Origin of the sequence: Anabaena sp. 4-3 (genome assembly GCF_001597745.1) — a bacterium.
Classification (GTDB): Bacteria; Cyanobacteriota; Cyanobacteriia; order Cyanobacteriales; family Nostocaceae; genus Trichormus.
The window spans coordinates 70,231-92,653 of record NZ_LUHJ01000012.1 but is presented as its reverse complement, the minus strand read 5'-3'; the positions used below and the strand labels follow the sequence as shown (position 1 = coordinate 92,653).

Annotated in this window: 20 protein-coding genes; 8 read left to right on the top strand and 12 right to left on the bottom strand. The window is 41.4% G+C overall.

Going from position 1 to position 22,423, the window contains the following annotated elements; all coding sequences use genetic code 11:
* Positions 1–13: 13 nt before the first annotated feature.
* A complete protein-coding gene (locus A3775_RS02030) occupies positions 14–2,797 on the top strand; it encodes a DUF11 domain-containing protein (protein ID WP_066382458.1) in 2,784 nt (927 codons plus the stop codon).
* 124 nt (positions 2,798–2,921) lie between these two features.
* On the opposite strand, the gene A3775_RS02025 is transcribed toward A3775_RS02030, so the two are convergent.
* A complete protein-coding gene (locus tag A3775_RS02025; protein ID WP_066382460.1) occupies positions 2,922–3,182 on the bottom strand; it encodes a MoaD/ThiS family protein in 261 nt (86 codons plus the stop codon).
* 243 nt (positions 3,183–3,425) lie between these two features.
* On the opposite strand from A3775_RS02025, the gene A3775_RS02020 reads away from it, so the two are divergent.
* Entirely contained in the window at positions 3,426–4,757 is a 1,332-nt protein-coding gene (locus A3775_RS02020; protein WP_066382462.1) for a Rieske 2Fe-2S domain-containing protein, read from the top strand.
* A 79-nt stretch (positions 4,758–4,836) separates the two neighbouring features.
* Here the strand turns inward: A3775_RS02020 and A3775_RS02015 are convergent, their stop codons facing one another.
* The 3 genes from A3775_RS02015 to A3775_RS02005 form a co-directional block, all read right to left on the bottom strand.
* Positions 4,837–5,466 carry a J domain-containing protein gene (locus A3775_RS02015; protein WP_066382464.1) on the bottom strand — a complete coding sequence of 210 codons (630 nt, stop codon included), beginning with the start codon at positions 5,464–5,466 and terminating at the stop codon, positions 4,837–4,839.
* A gap of 291 nt (positions 5,467–5,757) precedes the next feature.
* On the bottom strand, positions 5,758–6,351 hold the full coding sequence (locus tag A3775_RS02010) for an ATP-dependent Clp protease proteolytic subunit (RefSeq protein ID WP_066382466.1): 594 nt from the start codon (positions 6,349–6,351) through the stop codon (positions 5,758–5,760).
* Positions 6,352–6,502: 151 nt separating this feature from the next.
* Positions 6,503–7,165, bottom strand: coding sequence for an ATP-dependent Clp protease proteolytic subunit (locus A3775_RS02005; protein WP_066382469.1), 663 nt, complete (start codon positions 7,163–7,165; stop codon positions 6,503–6,505).
* 249 nt (positions 7,166–7,414) lie between these two features.
* Between A3775_RS02005 and A3775_RS02000 the strand changes: the two genes are divergently transcribed.
* The 4 genes from A3775_RS02000 (at position 7,415) to A3775_RS01985 (ending at position 11,088) form a co-directional block, all read left to right on the top strand.
* Positions 7,415–8,668, top strand: coding sequence for a VWA domain-containing protein (locus A3775_RS02000; RefSeq protein WP_066382471.1), 1,254 nt, complete (start codon positions 7,415–7,417; stop codon positions 8,666–8,668).
* Positions 8,669–9,952: a VWA domain-containing protein gene (locus tag A3775_RS01995; RefSeq protein WP_066423646.1), complete on the top strand. Its 1,284-nt coding sequence runs from the start codon at positions 8,669–8,671 to the stop codon at positions 9,950–9,952.
* Positions 9,953–9,956: 4 nt separating this feature from the next.
* Positions 9,957–10,343: a VOC family protein gene (locus A3775_RS01990; protein ID WP_066382476.1), complete on the top strand. Its 387-nt coding sequence runs from the start codon at positions 9,957–9,959 to the stop codon at positions 10,341–10,343.
* A gap of 190 nt (positions 10,344–10,533) precedes the next feature.
* Entirely contained in the window at positions 10,534–11,088 is a 555-nt protein-coding gene (locus A3775_RS01985; RefSeq protein ID WP_066423644.1) for an RNA 2'-phosphotransferase, read from the top strand.
* 220 nt (positions 11,089–11,308) lie between these two features.
* Here the strand turns inward: A3775_RS01985 and A3775_RS01980 are convergent, their stop codons facing one another.
* From A3775_RS01980 to psb34, 6 genes are all read right to left on the bottom strand, one after another.
* On the bottom strand, positions 11,309–11,887 hold the full coding sequence (locus tag A3775_RS01980) for a nucleotide exchange factor GrpE (protein WP_231866921.1): 579 nt from the start codon (positions 11,885–11,887) through the stop codon (positions 11,309–11,311).
* A complete protein-coding gene (locus A3775_RS01975) occupies positions 11,880–12,494 on the bottom strand; it encodes a molecular chaperone DnaJ (RefSeq protein ID WP_066382479.1) in 615 nt (204 codons plus the stop codon). Before A3775_RS01975 ends, A3775_RS01980 begins: the two co-directional genes overlap by 8 nt.
* A gap of 13 nt (positions 12,495–12,507) precedes the next feature.
* On the bottom strand, positions 12,508–15,234 hold the full coding sequence (locus A3775_RS01970; protein WP_066423642.1) for a BTAD domain-containing putative transcriptional regulator: 2,727 nt from the start codon (positions 15,232–15,234) through the stop codon (positions 12,508–12,510).
* Positions 15,234–15,716 (bottom strand): LysM peptidoglycan-binding domain-containing protein, encoded by a 483-nt coding sequence (locus tag A3775_RS01965; protein WP_066382481.1) that lies wholly within the window; start codon positions 15,714–15,716, stop codon positions 15,234–15,236. The genes A3775_RS01970 and A3775_RS01965 overlap by 1 nt, the downstream gene beginning before the upstream one ends.
* On the bottom strand, positions 15,713–17,926 hold the full coding sequence (locus A3775_RS01960; protein WP_066423640.1) for an Hsp70 family protein: 2,214 nt from the start codon (positions 17,924–17,926) through the stop codon (positions 15,713–15,715). The genes A3775_RS01965 and A3775_RS01960 overlap by 4 nt, the downstream gene beginning before the upstream one ends.
* Positions 17,927–18,266: 340 nt before the next feature.
* Positions 18,267–18,437, bottom strand: coding sequence for a photosystem II assembly protein Psb34 (psb34, locus tag A3775_RS23990; RefSeq protein WP_156481550.1), 171 nt, complete (start codon positions 18,435–18,437; stop codon positions 18,267–18,269).
* Between the two features lie 91 nt (positions 18,438–18,528).
* Here psb34 and A3775_RS01955 point away from each other — a divergent pair, with 91 nt between their 5' ends.
* The gene (locus A3775_RS01955; protein WP_231866920.1) at positions 18,529–19,182 is read left to right on the top strand and encodes a PAP/fibrillin family protein; all 654 of its coding nucleotides are present in this window, start codon (positions 18,529–18,531) and stop codon (positions 19,180–19,182) included.
* Between the two features lie 66 nt (positions 19,183–19,248).
* Here A3775_RS01955 and A3775_RS23345 read toward each other — a convergent pair whose 3' ends face one another.
* Positions 19,249–19,437 carry a hypothetical protein gene (locus A3775_RS23345; protein ID WP_082803658.1) on the bottom strand — a complete coding sequence of 63 codons (189 nt, stop codon included), beginning with the start codon at positions 19,435–19,437 and terminating at the stop codon, positions 19,249–19,251.
* 5 nt (positions 19,438–19,442) lie between these two features.
* The gene (locus A3775_RS01950; RefSeq protein WP_066382486.1) at positions 19,443–20,519 is read right to left on the bottom strand and encodes a PIN/TRAM domain-containing protein; all 1,077 of its coding nucleotides are present in this window, start codon (positions 20,517–20,519) and stop codon (positions 19,443–19,445) included.
* Between the two features lie 251 nt (positions 20,520–20,770).
* Between A3775_RS01950 and hemW the strand changes: the two genes are divergently transcribed.
* Entirely contained in the window at positions 20,771–21,949 is a 1,179-nt protein-coding gene (gene hemW, locus A3775_RS01945; protein ID WP_369815997.1) for a radical SAM family heme chaperone HemW, read from the top strand.
* Positions 21,950–22,423: the final 474 nt, after the last annotated feature.

The window sequence follows — 22,423 nt, the reverse complement described above, 5'->3', positions numbered from 1 at the left end:
GTAGGACAAAAGTATGGGCAAGTCGTTATCAAATCACCACCAAAAATTATACTTAGGTAGCCTAGCTTTATTGTGTATTTTAGGAGCAGGTATCAAGCCGAGTTGGGCGGAAGGAAGTAAAGAGTTAGTTGCAGATGGTGGAGATAGACCTTACCTAGAATGGCTAGACGCAAACACCTATAGAACTGCGGGAATTCTCAGACAAAATACACTTAAAGTCTATGTTCAAGCTGGAGAAACAGTTTATCTTGGCTCTAGTGTTTACAATGCTGATCCTGTTGCCAATAATCAAGATATTATTTACCGCAGTCCCTTTGGCAGTCAAAACGGTGCTTGTGATGTTGTAAATGGTGGCTTTGGTCACATTAACACACTAACTAAAGAAAACCTTGGCCCTGCACCTTTAAGGACTGGTGGTTACACTCCCTGTAGCTTTGTAGCTACGGAAACAGGTATTTATGAAGTAGAATTTCGCTCTCCTAAACCCCTTACTAGCCCTCTGGATGGCGTAAACCCCCCTGCTAGGTTGGCTACCGCCCAATTTCCTACAGATGCGTCTCAAAACGGCGGGATAGCAGCTTGGGATATTACCGTGGCTAATAATGGTGTAGCTCAAACTGGACGGGTATTTGCTAATTATCTAGCCCTGAATATGGGTAGTAATGGTCGCTCTCTCAATTCTAAACTCTACATTCAAACAAACGATGGCTATCGCTACGAAACCGATATGAATGGACTAGATCCCTTTGGTTTCATCTTCTTTGCTAATAGCCGGGGATTTATTGATCAAACGAATAATTCTACACTCTATCACTCTGCCAATTCTCCAGATGCTCCTCTGAGTCCCCTAAACTTTTATGGTAATGTAGCTGTCCAGCGTCCTGATGTCCCAGACACAATTACTGATATTACCCATTATGTTTTCATTAACCGCCCAGCGACGGTAACGCTTAATGCTTTAGGAGTTCCTTTAAATGCAACACCACCAGCAGTCCCCGAAAATTTTCTGTTTACTGGTGGAAGCGGTGGCAGTGGTAATCAGACTTTTGTGGGTGTGGGAGGAAATTTTAGTTTTAATGTGGCTCGCAGTGGTAGTTATCAAATTATTATTGATAGTAATACCGATGGCATTTTTGACCCTAGTGCAGACCGGGTATTACAAAATGTCATGTCTGCCGGGCAGGTTGTAGTTTTCTGGGATGGGAAAGATGTTAATGGGGTGAACTTACAACCCCGTCCCGGAAATCAGCCCTATGATGCTCAAATTACTACGAGAGGCGGTGAATACCACTTTCCCTTACTTGATGCCGAAAATAATCCGAATGGGTTTAAAATTACGATGGAAAACCCACCAGCCCCTTACCCGATAATTCAAGATCAAAATGGACAAAATATTGGGTCTACCACAATTTATTATAATGATACTAACTATACAACTGCTAATGGTACCAATGTCAGCTTAGATGGTACAGGGGCTAGTAATCCCAGGAATGCTGCTAGAGGAGTAGACAGTAATAATGCTTTATATAGACACGCTTTTAGTAGCAACTATGGTGATTTTAAAGGTATAGACACTTGGACATTCTTCCCCAGTCAAGTTATATTTACACCTTTAGTAATTACTACTAACAAACAAGCCAATGTCAGAGCAACTAAATCTGTGCGCTTTGCGGTAGATAGTGATGGAGGGGAAACTGTAAATGTAGGTGATATTGTAGAATATACTATTACTTATTCTAACCTAGCTCCTGGTAATAGTGATGCGATTAATTTTATAATTACTGATAACTTACCATCACAGTTAACTTATCAAAGTGCAATTATTACCAGTGCTACTGCGGGCAATAATATCACGCTCAATCCTAATTACAATGGCACTGGAGCTTTAACTAATAGCGGCACTTTGCGAGTTGGAGATACTATCAGCATTAAAATTACTGCCAAAATTAATCATAATAATGGTGGTAATCCGATTAGTAACCAAGCTAGTGCTACTTTTAATACTCCCGATAATGCTCAAGCAACGTCTGGTACTGTTTTAACTGATGCAGATTCATCTGGTAGTAGTAGTAATCCGCCAACTGTAGGAAATTATTTTGCCCAAACTGCTGATGATGGTTCAAATGTAGGTAATAATCCGACTCAAACCGGAGATGATGATCCGACTCTGTTAACAGTAGCTACTGCGCCTACCAATCCACCTAATATAGTATTAGTCAAACGGATCACCCGGATTAATGACCAAGATTTCACTGATATTGTAGATGGTCGTAGTGATGTTCCGCCAACTGCTACTAACTATGTAGCGGCACCACGGGATACTGATGATAATGATTCTAAATGGCCAGTGGGTTATTTACGGGGTTTGATCAATGCTGGTAATGTTCAACCAGGTGATGAGTTAGAGTATACGATTTATTTCCTGTCTAATGGTCAAGTCAATGCAAATAATGTAAAATTCTGTGATTTAGTTCCTAATAATGTGACGTTTTTGACTAATGGTTTTAATAATCAAACTCCTAATGATGGGGGTTTAGCTGGGGCTGATCATGGTATTGCTTTGGCTGTAGGCTTGAATACAGTATTTTTGAGTAGTGTAGCAGATGGCGATCGCGGCACTTTTTACCCAGCCAATGACCCCAATACACCAACTTATTGTCCTAGCAATAATACTAATGGTGCTGTAGCAGTCAATATAACCCGCAATCCCGATGTACCTAATCTACCAAAAGCAACTGGCTCTGGTACACCAACTAATTCCTATGGCTTTGTGCGCTTCCGCGCCAAGGTTAAGTAGTAGTCATTAGTCATTAGTCATTAGTCATTAGTCATTAGTCATTAGTCATTAGTCATTAGTCATTAGTCATTAGTGTTTCCCCCCCTGCTCCCCTGCTCCCTACCCCCTACCCCCCTAGTTCTTCCTAACCACCACTCACCGGGGGAATTAACACGACTTCATCACCATTTTTTAAGCCGGTATCCGGTTCAACAAACATTAAATTAATCCCAAAACGGGTGACATCTCGCCATTTAGCTAGTTCTGGGTGTTCAGCAATCAGGCGATCGCACACTGCGCTTACAGGTGTACCATCAGGAAATTCCCATACCAATTCTGAAACTCCATAGGCTTCTTGATAAGCGGCAAACAATTTGACGGTAATGGTGATTGCACAATTGCACATAAAATTTTTCCCTACCGATTTGACGGTACGAGGATTTTGTTTGAAAAACGCAGACTACCACAGTACAAGAATTGTTTTCAAAACACAGAACACACCAACAATATTTTGCCGATTTCGGTCATCATTAAAGTTGAGTCTAGGCAGTAGCTAGTTAATAGCTGACTCTGACTAGCAAAAATGTTGACTATTACCTCTACCTCTGGTGGTATACGTTTTTTAAAATTTATGTAATTATTTCACAATATGCAAGCTGAATTCAATTTTCTGCAAAACTGGTATCCTGTATCACCCATTGAAGACTTAGACCCCCAACGACCAACCCCAGTTACTATTTTAGGACTGCGGTTAGTTATCTGGAAACCTAAAACTTCCGAAACTTACCGAGTGTTTTTAGATCAGTGTCCCCATCGTCTAGCTCCCTTGAGTGAGGGAAGAGTGGATGAGAAGACGGGAAATTTAATGTGTAGCTATCACGGTTGGCAATTTGATCAGCAAGGAATTTGTACTCATATCCCCCAAGCTGAAAATCCAGAACTTGTTACCCAAAATCAACACAGTTTTTGTGTGACTACATTACCAGTGCGCCAAGCCAATGATTTGCTTTGGGTTTGGCTGGATGCTCAATCACCAGAATTAGCAGCTACTCAAGCTTTACCTTTATCACCGCAAATAGATACAAGCAAAGGTTTTGTTTGGAGTTCTTTTGTGCGTGATTTGGCTTATGACTGGCAAACTTTAGTAGAAAATGTGGCAGATCCTAGTCATGTTCCCTTTGCTCATCATGGGGTACAGGGTAAGCGAGAACAAGCAAAACCTGTTCCTATGGAAATTGTGCAATCTACAGCAGATTTAATTCAAGCCCATGTTAAGGGCAATTTTAACAGCACCATTACCTTTGAGCCACCTTGTCGTTTAGAGTATGCCATTAGTTTCGGTAATGCTGGCAAACAAGTAGGATTGATTACTTACTGTATTCCTGTAGCTCCGGGTAAATCTCGGATTGTCGCCCAATTTAGCCGCAATTTTGCGACTAAACTCCATCGACTTACCCCCCGGTGGTGGGATCACATCACTAACCGTAATGCGGTTTTAGATGGAGATATGATTTTACTACTCCAGCAAGAGAAGATTTTGCAACAAAAACAATCAACTGAAAGCTGGAAAACTGCCTACAAAATGCCTACCAGTGCTGACCGTTTAGTGATAGAGTTTCGGAGGTGGTTTGATCGCTATTGTCAGGGCAAGTTACCTTGGCAAGAGGTAGGAATTAATCCTACAGACAGCTTAACCATTAATGACGATCGCTCTGTGATTTTAGATCGTTACAAACAACATACCCAACATTGTAGTAGCTGCCGTCAAGCCCTGAAAAATATCGAGCGATCGCAATTCATCTTACTCACATATTTTGCCATTACAGTCGCCGGGGCTGCCATCCTCCCAGATAGCGTCAGACTAAAGTTAGGTTTACCCCTAATTATTACAGCACTCTTAAGCCTTGCTGTCTATGCTTGGCTCAAATTCTGGCTAACTCCCAAATTTTACTTTGTAGATTATATCCACGCCCAAAGGTAGGGACTGGGGAGGAGCGGAGGAGCGGAGGGAACGGAGGCGAGAAACTAATGACTAATGACTAATAACTAATAACTAATGACTAAAAAATCTGCTCTAACTTCTGGAAATCACGCTGTACTTCTTCCCATAAGGCTTTATTGTGAGGATCAGTTTTTAAGGCTTTTTTGAGATAAACCCTGGCTTTGAGCAATTGGTTTTCATTAATTAGAGCGCGTCCCCAAATTTGATAGGCGATCGCTTGCCATTGGCGTACTTCTGCGTCTTTGGGTAAACGTGCGGCTAAGGCTTCTGCTAAGGCGATCGCTTGGGGAAATCGCCGTTCTTTTAAAAACCGTTGCAGTTGTTCGTAAGTCTTCCACTTCAGCCGTTGCTCTATTTCCGCCATATTAGGCGGTTGGGTGGGTGGCTTTTCCGTGGTGGCGGTGGTGGCTTTAGGTGCTGTTTCTGGCTTGGTGGCTTGAGTCTGTTGGCGACTAGACGTAGATGTATAAGACTGCTTTACACTTTGGGCAGTCTCTTCTGGTGGTACTACTGTCAATAAGAATCTATATGCCTCTGTCAAGGCGATAAACTTATCTTTAGCTTTTTTGTCCCCTGGATTAATATCCGGGTGATATTGCTGCGCGAGTCGTCGGTAGGAGGCTTTAATGTCGGAAAAAGAAGCACCCGACCTTAAACCCAATAAACGGTAGCAATCTCCAAGATCCATCTTGATCTATTAGTGGTTGAATATTTCCGCTATCAGCTACTAGCTGCCAGCATGAAATTTTAATAATAAATAATCTTCTATTATAGTTTATCAGCTTGGACGATGCGCCAAACTCAGTATCTTCCGAATCAATTATGTAGTGCAATTGACATTTTTGCTAGGGATTGGGGCAGATCAATTCAAAATTCAAAATTCAAAATTCAAAATTCAAAATTGTTGACTGTTGACTGGGTACAAGTTCTTTTCCCTTGCTCCCAGTACCCAGTCACCAGTCCCTTCCAGTCCCTAATCCTAAATCCGTTCTTCAATCACACGGTCAATCAAGCCGTATTCTTTGGCTTCTTGGGCGGACATGAAAAAGTCGCGATCCATGTCTTTTTCGATTTTGGCTAGGGGTTGACCAGTGTTGTTAGCATAAATGTTATTTAACTGGTTACGAATCCGCAGAATTTCTCTGGCTTCGATTTCGATGTCGGTGGCTTGTCCACGAGTACCGCCAGAGGGTTGGTGAATCATAATCCGAGAATGGGGCAATGCTAGGCGTTTGCCTTTTGTCCCGGCTGCCAATAAGAAAGAACCCATTGAAGCGGCTAAACCGACGCAAATTGTCACCACGTCAGACTTGATGTGCTGCATGGTGTCATAAATTGCCAAGCCGGATGTTACCATCCCACCAGGGGAATTGATATATAAGTAAATATCCTTACCTGGGTCTTCCGAATCCAGATACAGCATTACGGCAATGATTTGGTTGGCGATTTCATCATCAACATCACGCCCCAGGAAAATAATACGTTCTCGGTACAGGCGATCGTAAATGCTGATCCAATCTGTAAACTGTCCTCCGGGCATCCGATAAGGAACTTTAGGCACTCCTATAGGCATATTTGACTCCGTTTGTAATTAGTCATTAGTCATTAGTGAGTCAGCGCGGTCTTGGGGGTTTCCCCCATGAGCGACTGGCGAACCCGTAAGGGTCATTAGTCGTTAGTCATTAGTCATTACTGTTGACTATTGACTGTTGACTAATGTTGCTTTAAAGAACACTAGCGGGTAGTGGAGGATTGGCAAGTTCTTCTTTTTCAAAGACTCGATCAATCAAGCCGTATTCTTTGGCTTGGTAAGGAGTCATGTAAAAGAGACGATCCATGTCTTTAGTAATTCTTTCTGGGGTTTGTCCGGTGTTACGCGACAAAATATCAACCATTGAGGCTTTGTTAGCCAGAACTTCCTTAGCCCGGATTTGAATATCGGTTGCTTGCCCTTGGGCGTAGCTCTTGGGCTGATGCAAGATAATGGAGGCATTAGGTAAGCTAGCACGGCAACCTTTTGTGCCAGCACTGAGTAACATCGCCGCCATACCCATCGCTGAACCAATACAAATGGTGTGAATGGGAGGCTTGATATATTTCATCGTGTCATAGATGGCGAAGGCTTCGGTTTCAAAGCCGATGGGTTCGCCACTATAACCGGAGGTGCCGGTAGAGTTGATATAAATTTTAATCGGCTTTTCGGGGTCGTCGGACTGCAAATACAATAGTTGGGCAACTATCAATTCCGTGACAGCAGGCACCAGTGGCATTCCCAGATAGACAATTCGCTCCTTTAATAGTAGGGAAGGTAAATCTGGCGGCGGTGTCCGGTAGAAGTTATCGCCGTAGTAAGGGGCTTGAACAGCCTTGATGGGGGAAATGTCCATAGCAACTGATCGCCTGAATTATGCCGTTAACTGTAATACATCCTAGCGCGATGCTAGCTATCTGCAAGTGCGGTTTTCTCACTTATGGGCAAGATAGCTGGGCATCTGCCAATGGTTGGCTTCTAAGATATTCTGAATATATTATCTGAAATATCTTCATGGATTGCTGAAATTAATTTTTCCGTAGCATTGCTGTAACGATTTGAAGCTATTCATAAATGTATATATCCTGTTTGTGATGTTTGGATTATGAAAGTTAATTTGCAACCTCTCCTCAATGATGGCAATATTGACGCAAGTCAAGCAAGCAGTCAGCGTCAGTTGGCAATTTCGGTTTCGGCGAGTGCGGAACCACAAGACCGAAATGTGCCGGTGAATTTATGCTTAATTCTGGATCATAGTGGTTCGATGAATGGGCGACCTTTAGAAATTGTTAAACAAGCGGCGAATCGGTTGGTGGATAAACTAAAAGTGGGCGATCGCCTGAGTGTGGTAGCCTTCGATCATCGTGCTAAGGTCTTAGTCCCTAATCAAGTCATTGACAACCCTGAACAAATCAAAAAACAAATCAGCCGTCTGGCGGCTGATGGCGGTACAGCTATCGATGAAGGTTTGCGCTTGGGAATTGAGGAGTTAGCCAAAGGCAAAAAAGACACGGTTTCTCAGGCGTTTTTGCTCACCGATGGGGAAAATGAACACGGTGATAATAATCGCTGTTTAAAATTTGCCCAGTTGGCGGCTAACTATAACTTGACGTTAAATACTCTGGGATTTGGCGATAACTGGAATCAAGATGTTTTAGAAAAAATTGCTGATGCGGCTTTGGGTACTTTATCCTATATCCAAAAACCGGAACAAGCTGTAGATGAATTTAGTCGCTTGTTCAGTCGGATTCAAACTGTGGGTTTGACTAATGCTTATCTGCTATTCTCTCTGATGCCCAATGTCAGATTTGCAGAACTCAAACCTATTGCCCAAGTTGCACCAGACACAATTGAGTTACCTGTGCAACAAGAAGCTGATGGCCGCTTTGCTGTCCGGTTGGGTGATTTGATGAAGGATGTAGAAAGGGTGATTTTGGCTAATATTTATTTGGGACAATTGCCGGAAGGTAAACAGCCGATTGTGAATGTCCAAGTGCGTTATGATCACCCGTCCCAAAATCAAGTCGGGTTATTCACGCCTAATGTCCCCATCTATGCTAATATTTTGCGGGTCTACCAACCAGATATTAATGCCCAGGTACAGCAGTCAATTCTGGCATTAGCTAAGTATCGTCAAACCCAAATTGCAGAAGCCAAACTACAACAAGGCGATCGCTCTGGTGCTGCTACTATGTTGCAAACGGCTGCGAAAACTGCTCTGCAAATGGGAGATAGGGGTGCGGCGACTGTATTACAAACCTCAGCCACTCGACTGCAATCTGGTGAAGATTTATCAGAAAGCGATCGCAAGAAAACCAGAATCGTTTCCAAAACTGTCTTGCAAGATACCTCTTCTTAGATGAAAGTCCAATTGCTCAGTGCGTTAAGTGACTACAATGTTGATGCGGCTCAACTCACCAGTCAGCGTCAATTGGCAATTTCTGTTTCTGCGAATATTGAAAAGTTTCAGCAGAATTTGCCGCTTAATTTCTGCTTAATTTTGGATCAAAGTGGTTCCATGCACGGCAAACCCCTGAAAACTGTGATTGAGGCTGTAGAACGCTTATTAGACAGACTAGAGCCAGGCGATCGCATTTCAGTTGTGGCGTTTGCGGGTTCGGCTGAGGTGATCATCCCCAATCAACCAGTTTTAGACCGTGAAACCATCAAATCTCAAATTAGGCATAAATTAACTGCTAGTGGTGGTACAACCATTGCTGAGGGTTTGCAACTGGGAATTACGGAATTAATGAAGGGGACAAAAGGCGCGGTTTCCCAAGCGTTTCTCCTCACTGATGGTCACGGTGAAAGCAGTCTGAAAATTTGGAAATGGGAAATCGGCCGCGATGACAGTAAACGGTGTCTGGAACTGGCTCACAAAGCCGCAAAAATTAACTTAACGATTAATAGTCTCGGTTTCGGCAATAGCTGGAATCAAGATTTACTCGAAAAAATTGCTGATGCTGGTGGCGGCACTCTCGCCCATATTGAGCGACCTGAACAAGCAACCCATCAATTTAATCGTCTGTTTACACGGGTGCAGTCGGTAGGACTCACCAATGCTTACCTGTTACTATCTTTAGCTCCTGATGTCAAGTTAGCTGAACTCAAACCCGTGGCGCAAGTTTCCCCAGACATTATTGAGTTACCCGTGGAAACATCCCCAGATGGCGATTTTATTGTCCGCTTGGGTGATTTGATGACGAATATGGAACGGGTGGTTTTGCTGAATTTGTATTTAGGACAGTTACCGCCAGGACAGCAAGTCATTGGCAAAGTGCAGATCCGCTATGATGACCCCTCTAGGCAACAAGAGGGAATTTTTTCGACTATTTGGCCAGTATATGCCAACATTTTACCAGAATATCAACCAGATTTCAACTCCCAAGTGCATCAGTGGATTTTGACCTTAGCTAAGTATCGCCAAGCCCAGTTAGCCGAGACTAAATTACGACTAGGCGATCGCTCTGGTGCGGTGACAATGTTACAAACTGCCGCCAAAACTGCTTTACAAATCGGTGATCAGAATGCAGCGACAGTTTTACAAACCTCCGCCACCCGTCTACAATCTGGTCAAGAACTTTCCGATGCTGACCTGAAAAAAACACGCATGGCTGCCAAGACAATTTTACAGACTTCTTGACATCATGAAAACTACTGGCATTCATCACATCGCTATTATTTGTTCAGACTACGAACGCTCAAAAAAGTTTTATGTAGAAGTTCTCGGTTTTCCTATTATTAAAGAAACTTTTCGCGCTGCCAGAAATTCCTATAAATTAGATTTACGAATTAACGCAACTACCCAAATTGAATTATTCTCATTTCCCCATCCTCCCCAAAGATGTAGTAATCCAGAAGCTTGTGGTTTAAGACATTTAGCTTTTGCTGTTGAAAATCTAGAAGAAACTGTTGATTATTTAAAAGCTCATCATGTCGAGGTAGAAAATATCAGAATTGATGAAATTACAGGTAAAAAATTTACTTTTTTCCCAGACCCTGATAACTTGCCTTTAGAAATTTATGAGTGTTAAAAATAAAATACTGATGGGATAGATACCCGACTTCTTTGAGAAGTCGGGTATCTGAGTATTACGGATGGGCCGGACAGCCTGTCAACAGGCTAGAAGCCTGTTCCACTATCTAACAATTAATTAAGCCTACTTACTAAGTTGAGTTACTTAATATCTATAAAAATTTTTCGTCAGATGTCTAATACTAGATATGGATAAATCACGCGAGATAAAAATCAGCAAATTTTTAAGCAAGCATTTGCGGCATACACCAGAACTGCTTAAACTCAGTTTAACTGCTGGTGGTTGGGTAGAAGTTGATGAATTACTTACAGCTTGTGCATCTCATAACTTTCCTATTTCCCGTACCGAATTAGAACAAGTTGTAAAAAATAGCGATAAACAGCGATTCTCATTTGATGAAACCGGAACAAAAATCCGAGCCAATCAGGGACACAGTGTAACAGTAGACTTGCAACTAAAACGACAAATTCCCCCAGATATTCTGTATCACGGTACAGGAGAAAAATCAGTACCAGCAATTTTGCAATCTGGAATTTTGAAGATGTCGCGTCATCATGTACATCTATCTCAAGATATAGAAACAGCCAGAAAAGTCGGAATACGTCATGGTAGTCCAGTTATTTTCTCGGTTGACGCGATGGTGATGTATCAAGCAGGATTTACTTTTTATTGCTCAGAAAATGGGGTGTGGTTAGTAGATCATGTACCACCGCAGTATTTGACTGTTATGGTTGCTGAGTGAGAGATAAAAACAGGACTAAAGTCCTGACTACTAACTGAAAATATGATGCTAGTTGGCTAGGCTTTGTTCATATTACCAGGACTGACACAATTGGCATATTATTAGGGTAGGCCAGATGTTGAACAGCAGTTGATTTTTAGCAAATTTTATTTTCTGATGCACCCTACAAAAGACTGTGATGCTCACAAGTGCGTAAGTCCTACTTACAAAAAGTTGAGGACTATTCTGACTTAGATGTAATTACTTCTGTTGGGCGTAAAACTTTTTCACCTATCATAAAACCTGGACGGACAATTTTAGTAATTGTTTGTTCTTCTACATCATTTCTCACTTCTCTATCTACTACTCTACATAAATTAAAGTCGGGTTGATTTCCTGATAATTCTATGGGTACAACTTGACGTTTGCTGAGTACGCTGAGAAATTTCCGATAAACTATTCCCACAGACTTGGGTAAGCGTTGGAAAATTTCCGGGTTGGGTTCTGGGTTGTTTTCTAAGTAGTTTAGCAATGCTTCTAGCGCGTCAGTCACTTCTAATAGTTCTAAAAATAAATCTTCTCTATTAGCTGCTGCTTGAGTTTGTTGTTCGCGTAAAGTTTGCTGGAGTAAAGTATTTTGTTTTTGTAAGTTGCTGAATTCTGCTATTAATTTTTCTCGTTGTTCTGATGTGAGAATATAGCGGTTTTGGCTGGATGAAAGTACGTCTTGAGCAGATGAGGATACTTCAGGGTTAACACCAAGAAGTTTGGATTTCAGCCAATTGGTAACTTTGAGATACATGGATGGCGAGTCAGACACGGGACATCTCTTGAGATAACATAGGTAAGGTTTTGTTTGCCCAAGTTTGCACTTGAGGATGGGAATGATTAACTAACATTTGGCAGAGGGCGATCGCTCGTTGTAGTTGTCCACCCATCTGATATGCTCTAATTAGCCACATTTGCGCTTGAATATAAGTCTCTGTATTGCGTTCTGTACAAATCTGGCAGTAGTCTTCTAAATATTTTATGGCTTTGGGGTAACGTTTCTCTTGGCAAGCTGTCACACCCTCGCTGAATAGTTTTGCTAAGGGTATCGTTAACGGTTCTCGTTCTTGGTTTTCTTCTTGGGTGGCGTGGGCGATCGCTTGTTCTAAGCCATCAAATTCTGGTAATATCACTAAATTCGGCGCGGACTCTGCTAACGCTGATAAATCACTGGTTTTAAAACGTTTGATCGCAGGTAATATCGGACGTAAATAATCAGCTATAATTCTCTCCTCTGACTTCATTAAGCTTTTTTGGGCTTTAGCAATGACATCTACAGGATATTGCTTGCGCTTCATAGCTACTGCCACAGCTTTCGTAATTTCAGCTTTTGACGCTGCTGGCGATACACCTAAAATATCATAAGGATTCTGTTCCATCTTGCACCTTGATTCAAAAACCATTTAGCCGACGACGAATTGCTTGATAATCTGTATTATCAGGACACAATTCACAAGCCCACCGACATAGTTGATGCACTAAATAACTCGATAAAGCATTGTTTTCAATTCCTTTGATTAATATCATCATGAAATAATCCCCGACATAGTATCGGATACCATCATATTGGGAATATTGAGCATGGCGAACAGCTTCTTCATAGCGATCGCGCTTGATCAAATTGCCAATTTCTTGCACTTCCTGGGCTATAATATACATCTCTTGCACTGTGGGATTTTCAGGACTTAGTTCATAAGCCCAACTGCCTAACTCATAAATATCTCTAAATCCTAATTTTCTAGTTTTAAATCCATCAATTAATATATCAATGCAAATTTCTGCTACTATATTTTTAACCTTTGTTTGACCATTTTGTTTAGCATACCTCACAGCACCTTCTAAATCATTTTTGTCAAAAAATACTTTAATTGCGTCTAGTGCTATGGCATTCTCAATGCTCTGCATTAAGTCAAGCACAATCGGATTTTCCACATCAATTAGTTTAATTCTCTCTAGTTTTTCTAAAGCTTGCTGTTTGGTGATTTTCTCATTAGCAACTTCCTCTCTGACTTGTTCTGCTTTATATTCAGCTAAATAAGCTCTAGCATTGGCACTATTAATCACATCGTACCAAAACTGAGCGAAAGCTAGATGTTCTGTGTTTTCTGAGATATTTCTACGCTGTAAACTGCAAAGTCTATCTATTTCTTCTTGCCATTCTTGATTAGTTTGAATTTGTGGCTGTGCTTGCTTAAAGGGATTAATTGCTTCCCGCCATGTTTGTTGTTGTAAATAATAGCATCCTTCATGGTAAGCTACAAATTGTTGAGCAAATATTTTTAATTCAGAATTGGCTTGATTCGTCGGTTTTAATTTAATCGCCCTTTGGCTATCTCCAACGATACAAGCTGCTACTGCTAAACCCCAAGTTGTGTATAAGCAATGTAGAATTTTTTCGCTAGTATCTATCTTATTTAAAGAAGTTTGTTTGCCAGAAATATAATGTTGATAACAACCAGGAGTTACAAATATATCATTTATTTTGACACCGTTTACTGGCGTTTTTCCAATTAATTCTAATGCGACTGATTCCAAACGCCAAGTATCACGCAGGTTAAAATAATCATGAAGATTGCTATCTTTGACAATATCAATCATTGCTTCTAATCTGTGTTTTAATTGTGCCGATATGGCAGCAAAATCAACAGATTTATTTCCCAGCCAAGGTACATCTTGCAGATTGATGTCTTGATGCAAATTTGCTAAGGCAGTTGCCAAAGAAATAATTAAATGCGATAATTTGCTAGAGTCTGTTTGAGCATGATAATAATTGGCAACTGCCCAATTATGTAAGGTGATAATATTAGGTTGTTCCATCCAGTCTTTTTCAGCTTGTTCACTAATAAGTTCCCAGTTTGCACTTTGCCAAACTGCTATTTCTAAACGTGGCTGAATATGTTGCTGAAGGTTTTCTTCTACTAATGAATCATAACCAAATTTTTCTATAAATTTTGTACTAGCTGTTTTGGCTTGCGGCAAATTTTCAGCTTTAACTAATTGTTCAATATTTTGGAGATATAGCAAGCGTTGTCTTTGGCTGAGAGTTTTGAGAATTTCTCGTTGTGGGGCGATGTTTTTACTAGATAAACTTTGCCATTCCCGATATGCTAGTTGTAAATTTTGTTGTTGGGCGTAAGCAAACCCCCGCAGATATGCAGCTTGTTCACTATCTAAACCTTCTAGGTAAGATATTGCTTGTCCCCAATCTTGAATTTTAATTGCTACCAATGCTAACCTGATTCGGCAGTTGCTGACATCTGGTAATAGATATTGAGCATTTTCATACAGAGAAATAGCTGTTTTGAAATCTCCGGCTTTTTCTGCTGCTAAACCTTGACGGTAAAGTTCTCTACCTTTGATAATTGATTGGAGTTTGTTTAATAAATCTTGTCCGTCGGTGCGGGGAAATTTAGCTACCGCCGATTGTAAAAGCGCGATCGCACCTCGTAATTTTCCTTCCCGTTCCCCTTGTCGCGCCCTTTGTAAACTAGCTTCAAAAGCTGCTTCTTCGGTAGCTTGGGCTGTCGCGTTAGCAATCGCCTCTGTGAGAGCCTGTGTAGAATAAAGTTGTTGAGCTTGGGAATAAATGGCGATCGCATTTTTAAAGTAGCGATTTTCTGCTTGAGACTGCGCCTGTTGTACTAATCCTTGAAACTGTTGGCGTTTGTCTAGTTCCCCTTGACATCGGTTGATAGCTTGCAATAGCCGTTCATCGTGGAGAATTTTGCTACAGCGTTGATAAATATTGATGGCATTTGCGAGTGTTTGTGTTTCCCAAGGATCACCTGTATCTTGTTTCAGGAGATTTTTAGCATTAGCGGCGAGTTTATTAGCTGTTGCTACTTGTTTACGCCACTCTTGCGTTTGCTGAGTTAGTTGCTTGAGCAGATTTCCTAACAGTAATTGAGTAAGCCAACGTTCCCAAAAACCGGGTTTTTTTGACCAAAAAGCGAGGGCGGTTTCGCCGATGGTGATAGCTTGTCGCAGGTGTTTTTTTTGTGCTAGTTCTGCTGCTTTTTGACTAGCTTGTTTAGTTTGTGGTGCTTGTTGCCAAGCGTCAACAATTCCTATGCCAAAAATATTCTTGGTGAATTGATTGATAATTTCCAGAAGGTTCATTAAATCCCCTCCTGACAATTGGGAATTTTTAATACTTCTCCCACATTGATATAATCTTCCCTACCTTGAAGTTGCGGGTTGGCTTTTACCATGATTTGCCAAGAAGTATTTTTACCACAGAATTTTTCTGCGATCGCACTCAGATGCTCTCCCGGTTTTACTGTGTATGTCGTTGGTGCTGGTGGTGGCTGGGGTTTGACAACAACGGGAGGAGTAGTTTTAGTGCGCTCAATGGGAATGGGATGAGAAACAACCACTGTATTCAACTGGGGTTGTGAAAATATCATGCTTGTTCCTAATCCTAAACCTAAACCAATGAGCAACATCAACAAGATAATTTTCCAGGAGAAAACTGCTCTAGTTTGCTGTTGAGGTAATTCTTGTAGCATCCGAATTAAACTCAAGTCAGCATCACAATTAGGACAAATATCACCTGTAATACCTTGGTAGCTGCACACAGGACAATTAAGATTAATCTTCATCGGCTAAGTCCGGTGACAATTATGTTACTGGGTAAATCATGATCTAGCCAACGTTCAACATCTGGAAGTAGTTCTTCCCACAAACGTTGAGCTTCTTGTTGATTTTCTCTTGCCATTGCGTCGAGTAGACGATAGAGTTTTTCAATCATCGCATTAGCTTGGGTGGGTGCAATTTGTTGAGCTTGGCGAATAGCCGCTAGACAAATTTGAATTAGTTGCACTTCATCTGGTAAATTTTTCAATTCTTGTCGAGCATCTTCGCTATAAGATTCCATTCGAGATAAGTCATGAGCATTAATTGCCAATTGCAAATTTTCAGTCAGTTTTTCTAATCTTTGCTGCTGTGGTTCGGGGATGAGAAAATGACATAATTTCAGGAGGCGATCGCATTCACCCGCTAAATATTTTGCTTCCAAACACTCCTCAGACATAGAAATTTGCAATGTTTGTAAACTGGCTTTGGCGCGATTCAGTAAATCTGTACGGTTTTGCCCTGTTTTATAATCAATAATTTGGTTAGCTGATTGCACTACTGGAACTGCTAACTTTAACGCTGCTTCTACACCTACTTGGGTTAGTTCTTGATTGTTGAGTTCAGCAATGGTAGCTTCTAATTCTTGGTAAATTTTCTCGTCAGCCTCACCATGTGAAAATGTACAACTCACTTTCATAGCAGGATCAACTTTGAGAGTAGCTGTCATTTTCAAATCGCTAGTTTTTTCATCTAACTCTAAATAGACTAAAATTTCCGTTCCTTTGGGATAAACCTCATCTAAACCCAACCACATATCCCCGATACTTTCCTTTGCATCTAGCCCATCTAATTCTTGTCTCACCTGATCAGGGCTAAAAAACTTAAAATGAATTAACCGTTGTCCATCCGCCACAGTTTTGAAGGTGTGGGATGTTTTCACAGGCAGAATATCATTCCGACTAATAACTTTATACTTATCGTCCACTAACTTGATATAATAATCACGGGACACTGTTGTAACTTTCTCTGTTTGCCCAGCCGCAACGATCGCTGCACCTTCCGCTACTGCATACATCGGGCGCGGATGCAAAACTACTTTATCAGCCCCAAAAGTTTCTTTGACTTTGCGCTGTACTAAGGGAATTTGAGCAGAACCCCCGACTAACAGGACTATATCCACCATTTCTAAATGATATTCGGCCTCTTGTACCGCCAGGCGACAAATTTGCACCGAACGCTCTACCAAATCGCTAATCATCGCCTCAAATTGCTGGCGGGTAATTTCTACCTCAATGGGGATAGCAATTCCTAATTCATCTAATAACTGAGTAGCTGGACTAATTCGCGCTACCTGAGAACTACTCAATTCAATTTTGGCACGTTCTACAGCTATTTTCAGGTCAGCGTTAAATCTTACCCGTTGATAATAGGGCATTTTGGCAATTAAGCCCTCAATATCAGCAATTTTTTCTTCTGTGGCGACTTGGGTTTTAACAAAGTTCATCAGTCGAGTATCAATGTCATCCCCTCCTAACCATAAGTCTCCGGCTTTGCCATGTTCAATAAATGAAGTTCCAGCAGATGTCAGCAGAGATGCGTCAAATGTCCCACCGCCAAAGTCGTAAACTAAAATTGTCTTGACATCATCGCTATTGGGTGAAAAACCATAGGATATAGCAGCAGCAGTAGGTTCTGGTAATAATTCTAAGGGAGTGAGTCCCGCTTTTAGGGCGGCGGTACGAGTAGCATAGCGTTGTTGATCATTAAAGTAAGCCGGGACAGTAATTACCGCTTGATCAATTACTTCGTCGGTTTTACCAATTCCCTGACGATAAGCTTGGGCGTTTCGTACCACTTTTTTGAGAATTTCGGCGGAAATGTCTTCTGGGCTGTATTCTTTGCCACCTAGCCAAACTGCTATACTATTATCAGTGCCTTGGCTGGGTTCGGTAATTTTATAACCCACTTTTGATTTTTGTTCCTGTACTGCTGGGTGACTAAAACCTCTACCTATCAACCGTTTGATGGAAATAATCACATTTTCTGGGTCAGCCCGCAATTGATTGTAGGCTTGATCCCCCACTAATAATTTATCTTGGTCGGAAGCTACGAGCGATCGCGTCAGTTTTCTATCTGGTGGTGTGTTGTCATTAGCTGTCACTACCTCTACTTCTGCTAACTTAAAAGCACCTACAGAATTAGTAGTTCCTAAATCAATACCGATTGCCTTACCCATTGCTGACCCAATACTGATTTGTATAAATTATTGATACACCTAAGCTTTTACATGAACATAACTTGTATAAATTAGAGTTGTTTTAGGCAGCTTAGGCGTAATTAAACCAATATTACGCAAATTTAGCCATATAATACCTCAGTAAAATTACTGGTATATTGGGCTGAAAATCGGGAATAAGTAGGAATATTGCTGATTGTTCATGATATTTGGTCATGGTAATTAGGGGTTCACCAATGCTGATCCTATATTTATCCGCAACAAAAAACCCCAGCCGCCAAGCTGGGGTAATAAGGAGAAGTCCGAATGACGATGAGAAACCTAGTAAAAAGTAAAAATTTTAACTAACACCCAATGCAACTAAAACTAAAGTGGTGACAAGCAATGTAGCAAATGCTCCTTGGAGTCTGTAGCGGCGTTGCTCCTCTTGGTTGGGATAGGTAGCATAGTACATTTCTGGTTCAGTTGCGTAGTTGTTCAGGATGCCGTCTTCGTTGATGGTGGTATACATAGTTTTTTTTCTAGCTTTTGTTAACTTATGTAAATAAATTTAACAATAATGTTACAAACTGTCAAGCTGACTTGACAAGAAAAGGGTGATAATGCTGATAAAATTCACTTATCAGGGGAGATATCAAGAGATAATGGAGAATGATGGCGGGAGACTCGGCTTAAAAAATGAGCTATTGCAGCGAGTAGCAGCCTTAGATGTACAGCAAGCTTTATTTCCATCACCAGAACCGAAGATTGATCAACTGGTGCAACAGTTAGAAATGCTCAATCCCATCCCTAACCCCCTGAGTGTGAATCACGTAGATGATTTATGTGGGAATTGGCAGTTGGTGTATGCTTCTCGTGGAACGGTGGTTACTCGTCCGTTGGCTTCAATTTCTGAGGTGTGGGGTGGAATCAAGATTAAACGGGTGTGGCAAAAATTGGTTGTAGGCGATCGCAACCACATCTGTGCTAGCAATGGTGCTGAGTTACAATTACCCTTGTTAGGAAACTGGCAAATCTCGGCTGACGGAATTTGGACTTGGGGAGATAATCAACAGGAAGCAATGGTGAGTTTTCATGGCTTTTCTGTGCAAGCTGTCAAACCCTTGGGGATATCTGGCTTAAATTTGCCAAAGTTAACAATTCCAGTCTTAGAATTTTTGCGAAAACAGGCTGTATGGATAACGTCATATTTAGACGATGAAATCAGGGTGGGAAAAGGCGCAACGGGTAATATGTTTGTGTTTCGTCGCCCATAATGTAGAGACGTTGCATGCAACGTCTCTACAGTGCAGAATCAAGGGCATCTTCATTAAGAAATGCTATTACTTTCTTTGCTTTCTCGCCTTCCAAGTGCCACCATAAACATAAAATGGGTTATTTTCGCTGACACCAGTCCAACATTGAGGACAAACGAAAACCCACTTTCCGTTTTCTTCAAATTTCACCCGATACAAAAGCGGTGCAGGTTGACTGCACCGATAGCATAGTTTAACTCGATTTACAGCAGACATTTGCCTCACGTCAATGCTGAAGCTTGGGGTTTAGCAAATATCATCCGTCCGGCTGAGGTTTGTAATGCACTGGTGACTACTACCCGTAATTCACCACCCACATAACTACTACCTTCTTCGACAACAACCATTGTGCCATCATCGAGGTAGCCGATACCTTGACTTGGTTCTTTACCCTCTTTAAGAATTTTTAAGTCCAGGTTATCTCCAGGTAAGTAGCTAGGACGGACAGCATTAACTAAGTCATGCACATTTAAAACAGGTACTTTCTGCACACTAGCGACTTTAGATAGGTTGTAGTCGTTTGTGAGGAGAGTCCCGTTGATTTCTTGAGCAAAACGCACTAATTTAGCATCTACTGTGGGAATATCCTCATAATCCGATGGATTGATGATAATTCTGTCGGGATATGCTTCTTTAATACGGTTCAAGATTTCCAGTCCCCGTCTTCCCCGGACTCGTTTTTGATCTTTGCTTGCGTCAGCGACTTGTTGTAACTCCTGCAAGACAAACTGGGGAACGATGATTTGTCCTTCTAAAAATCCCGTGTCTAGCAGCGTTTCAATGCGACCATCAATAATACAACTGGTGTCTAAAACTTTGGTTCTGGCGGGTTTGAGTGTTCCCTCAGCTACCATTGTCTCTACAGTGTTAGGATTAATGAACCGCAATAAACCCCGTCCGTGGGTGTCGGCTAAGTTCATCCCGGTGACGGCGAGGATAATACTACCGACAACTGCCACCAATGGTTTAATAAAACTAAAGTCTGTGGGGATCGGTAGTAAAAATAGTGGTGCTAACATTAAGTTAGCCAGCAATAACCCGATTACTAAGCCAATGGCACGGGTTAAAATAACTTCCAGTGGCATTTCTCGGACTTGTGCTTCTAAACGGCGATATGTCGTTTGGAAACTCAAGCCAATCGCACCGCCAATAATAGCAGCAAAGACAGCAACAGTTAAGCGTAAAGCTTCTAGATTCGTCACCTGATCTAACGTACCATTGGGTAATAGATCGGTGCTGTAGAATCCTATTCCTGCTGCTGCCAGGATAAATGAGAAAATAATAATGGCATCAAGCATGGTTTTGATTGATTCCTGCGAGTGTTTTACCCGATAAAGTCGAGAGTTTTGAATTTCATCGGTAAGAGAGACTAACTTATATTGACTTAGACTAGGGTTTTATGCAGGCAATGTCTGCAAACATTATAACTAAAGTGTTTTCTCTTCCGATATTTCATAGTTTCGTCAGCAAAAGATAATAACTGTAAATAAACTACTTATTTTCATTATTTCTAATTTTCTGTTAGTTAAGTTTATTATTGTTCACGATTATGCAAAAAGTTAATGATTTAGCCGTTGTGAGTTCTGCTTACGTACATATTCCCTTTTGTAGACGGCGATGCTTTTATTGTGATTTTCCGGTGTCGGTGGTGGGCGATCGCCTGCGGGGTGAAAATTCTGGTACTATTTCCCATTATGTCGAGGTGCTGTGTCAAGAAATCATCATGACACCAGCTTTTAGTCAACCACTACAGACAATTTTCTTTGGTGGTGGGACTCCTTCGCTGTTATCCCCAAACCAGTTACAACAAATCTTAGCGGTGTTAGACAAGCGGTTTGGGATGAGTGCGGGTGTGGAAATTTCTATGGAAGTAGATCCAGGGACATTTGATTTAGCCCATATTACAGGTTATCGTGATGCGGGTGTGAATCGGGTCAGTTTGGGTGTACAAGCGTTGCAAGGGGAATTGTTAAAAGTAGCTGGGCGATCGCACTCGGTCGAAGACATTTTTGCAGCTGTAGAATTAATTCACCAAGCCGAAATCCCCAACTTTAGCATAGACTTAATTTCTGGGTTGCCGCATCAGTCTTTAGAGCAATGGCAAGATTCTCTTACAAAAGCAATAGCGATCGCACCCACTCACATATCTATATATGATCTCACCATTGAACCAAAAACCCCCTTCGGTCGTTACTACAAACCCGGTGACAGTCCCCTACCCACAGATGAAACCACTGTCAAAATGTACCAAACCGCACAGCAAGTTTTAACATCTGTAGGTTACGAACATTACGAAATATCCAACTATGCCCAACCAGGGTATCAATGTCAACATAATCGAGTTTATTGGGAAAATCGCCCCTATTATGGCTTTGGTATGGGTGCAGCCAGTTATATAGATGGTAAACGCTTCACTCGTCCCCGTACCACAAAAGAATATTACCAATGGGTACAGACTGGCTGTGTCATTGATTGTGATATCACACCCCTAGAAGACAGATTATTAGAAACTTTAATGTTGGGGTTACGTTTGGCTGAGGGTGTAAACTTGGTATCACTCACAGAGACATTTGGTCAAGAGAAAATCGCAGCAGTTTACAAATGTCTACAACCTTACTTCACAAAAGGTTGGGTAGAAGTAGTCAACGAAAGATTACGCCTGTGTGATCCAGAGGGGTTTTTATTTTCTAATGTGGTCTTAGCTGACTTATTTAATCAACTAGGATAAAAACCATTTTGTCAATCAGTAATTTTACTGGACTAATGAATTTTTCTCCTCAGAAACACAGGCAGTGGGGAGGTAGGGGAGAGGAAGAAGCAGGGGAGAAGAACTTTTACTAAGCCCCTTGTGGGCGTTCGCGTAGCGTCTCGTCAGAGAAAAAATCCTTATTTCCCAAGGCTGGTAGAAACCCCAGCCCTTGTGGGTGGCTTAGTTTTCCCTGTTCCCTTTCATCTAGTCAACAGCCATAGAAGATTAAAAATATATCTTTAGTTTAGGTGCAATATTTTACAAAGGATGTTACATTGAGAAATGTAAAGTATGGTTTAAGCTTTGGAGCAAGTAAGATAACTGCTCAAAATAGCTTGTAACCTATTGCCCAACTGCAAAAAGTCCGCTATTACTTAGGACTTGCGGTGGTGTTACCAACTTAAAAATAAGCGCAAATTCATGAAGTTTTGTTGTAGGTGTTGGTAGCAGCCT

Coding starts and splice junctions, on each gene's coding strand:
- A3775_RS02030 (WP_066382458.1), top strand. CDS start 14: ATGGGCAAGTCGTTATCAAATCACCACCAAAAATTATACTTAGGTAGC.
- A3775_RS02025 (WP_066382460.1), bottom strand. CDS start 3,182: ATGTGCAATTGTGCAATCACCATTACCGTCAAATTGTTTGCCGCTTAT.
- A3775_RS02020 (WP_066382462.1), top strand. CDS start 3,426: ATGCAAGCTGAATTCAATTTTCTGCAAAACTGGTATCCTGTATCACCC.
- A3775_RS02015 (WP_066382464.1), bottom strand. CDS start 5,466: ATGGATCTTGGAGATTGCTACCGTTTATTGGGTTTAAGGTCGGGTGCT.
- A3775_RS02010 (WP_066382466.1), bottom strand. CDS start 6,351: ATGCCTATAGGAGTGCCTAAAGTTCCTTATCGGATGCCCGGAGGACAG.
- A3775_RS02005 (WP_066382469.1), bottom strand. CDS start 7,165: ATGGACATTTCCCCCATCAAGGCTGTTCAAGCCCCTTACTACGGCGAT.
- A3775_RS02000 (WP_066382471.1), top strand. CDS start 7,415: ATGAAAGTTAATTTGCAACCTCTCCTCAATGATGGCAATATTGACGCA.
- A3775_RS01995 (WP_066423646.1), top strand. CDS start 8,669: ATGAAAGTCCAATTGCTCAGTGCGTTAAGTGACTACAATGTTGATGCG.
- A3775_RS01990 (WP_066382476.1), top strand. CDS start 9,957: ATGAAAACTACTGGCATTCATCACATCGCTATTATTTGTTCAGACTAC.
- A3775_RS01985 (WP_066423644.1), top strand. CDS start 10,534: ATGGATAAATCACGCGAGATAAAAATCAGCAAATTTTTAAGCAAGCAT.
- A3775_RS01975 (WP_066382479.1), bottom strand. CDS start 12,494: ATGGAACAGAATCCTTATGATATTTTAGGTGTATCGCCAGCAGCGTCA.
- A3775_RS01970 (WP_066423642.1), bottom strand. CDS start 15,234: ATGAACCTTCTGGAAATTATCAATCAATTCACCAAGAATATTTTTGGC.
- A3775_RS01965 (WP_066382481.1), bottom strand. CDS start 15,716: ATGAAGATTAATCTTAATTGTCCTGTGTGCAGCTACCAAGGTATTACA.
- A3775_RS01960 (WP_066423640.1), bottom strand. CDS start 17,926: ATGGGTAAGGCAATCGGTATTGATTTAGGAACTACTAATTCTGTAGGT.
- psb34 (WP_156481550.1), bottom strand. CDS start 18,437: ATGTATACCACCATCAACGAAGACGGCATCCTGAACAACTACGCAACT.
- A3775_RS01955 (WP_231866920.1), top strand. CDS start 18,529: ATGCTGATAAAATTCACTTATCAGGGGAGATATCAAGAGATAATGGAG.
- A3775_RS23345 (WP_082803658.1), bottom strand. CDS start 19,437: ATGTCTGCTGTAAATCGAGTTAAACTATGCTATCGGTGCAGTCAACCT.
- A3775_RS01950 (WP_066382486.1), bottom strand. CDS start 20,519: ATGCTTGATGCCATTATTATTTTCTCATTTATCCTGGCAGCAGCAGGA.
- hemW (WP_369815997.1), top strand. CDS start 20,771: ATGCAAAAAGTTAATGATTTAGCCGTTGTGAGTTCTGCTTACGTACAT.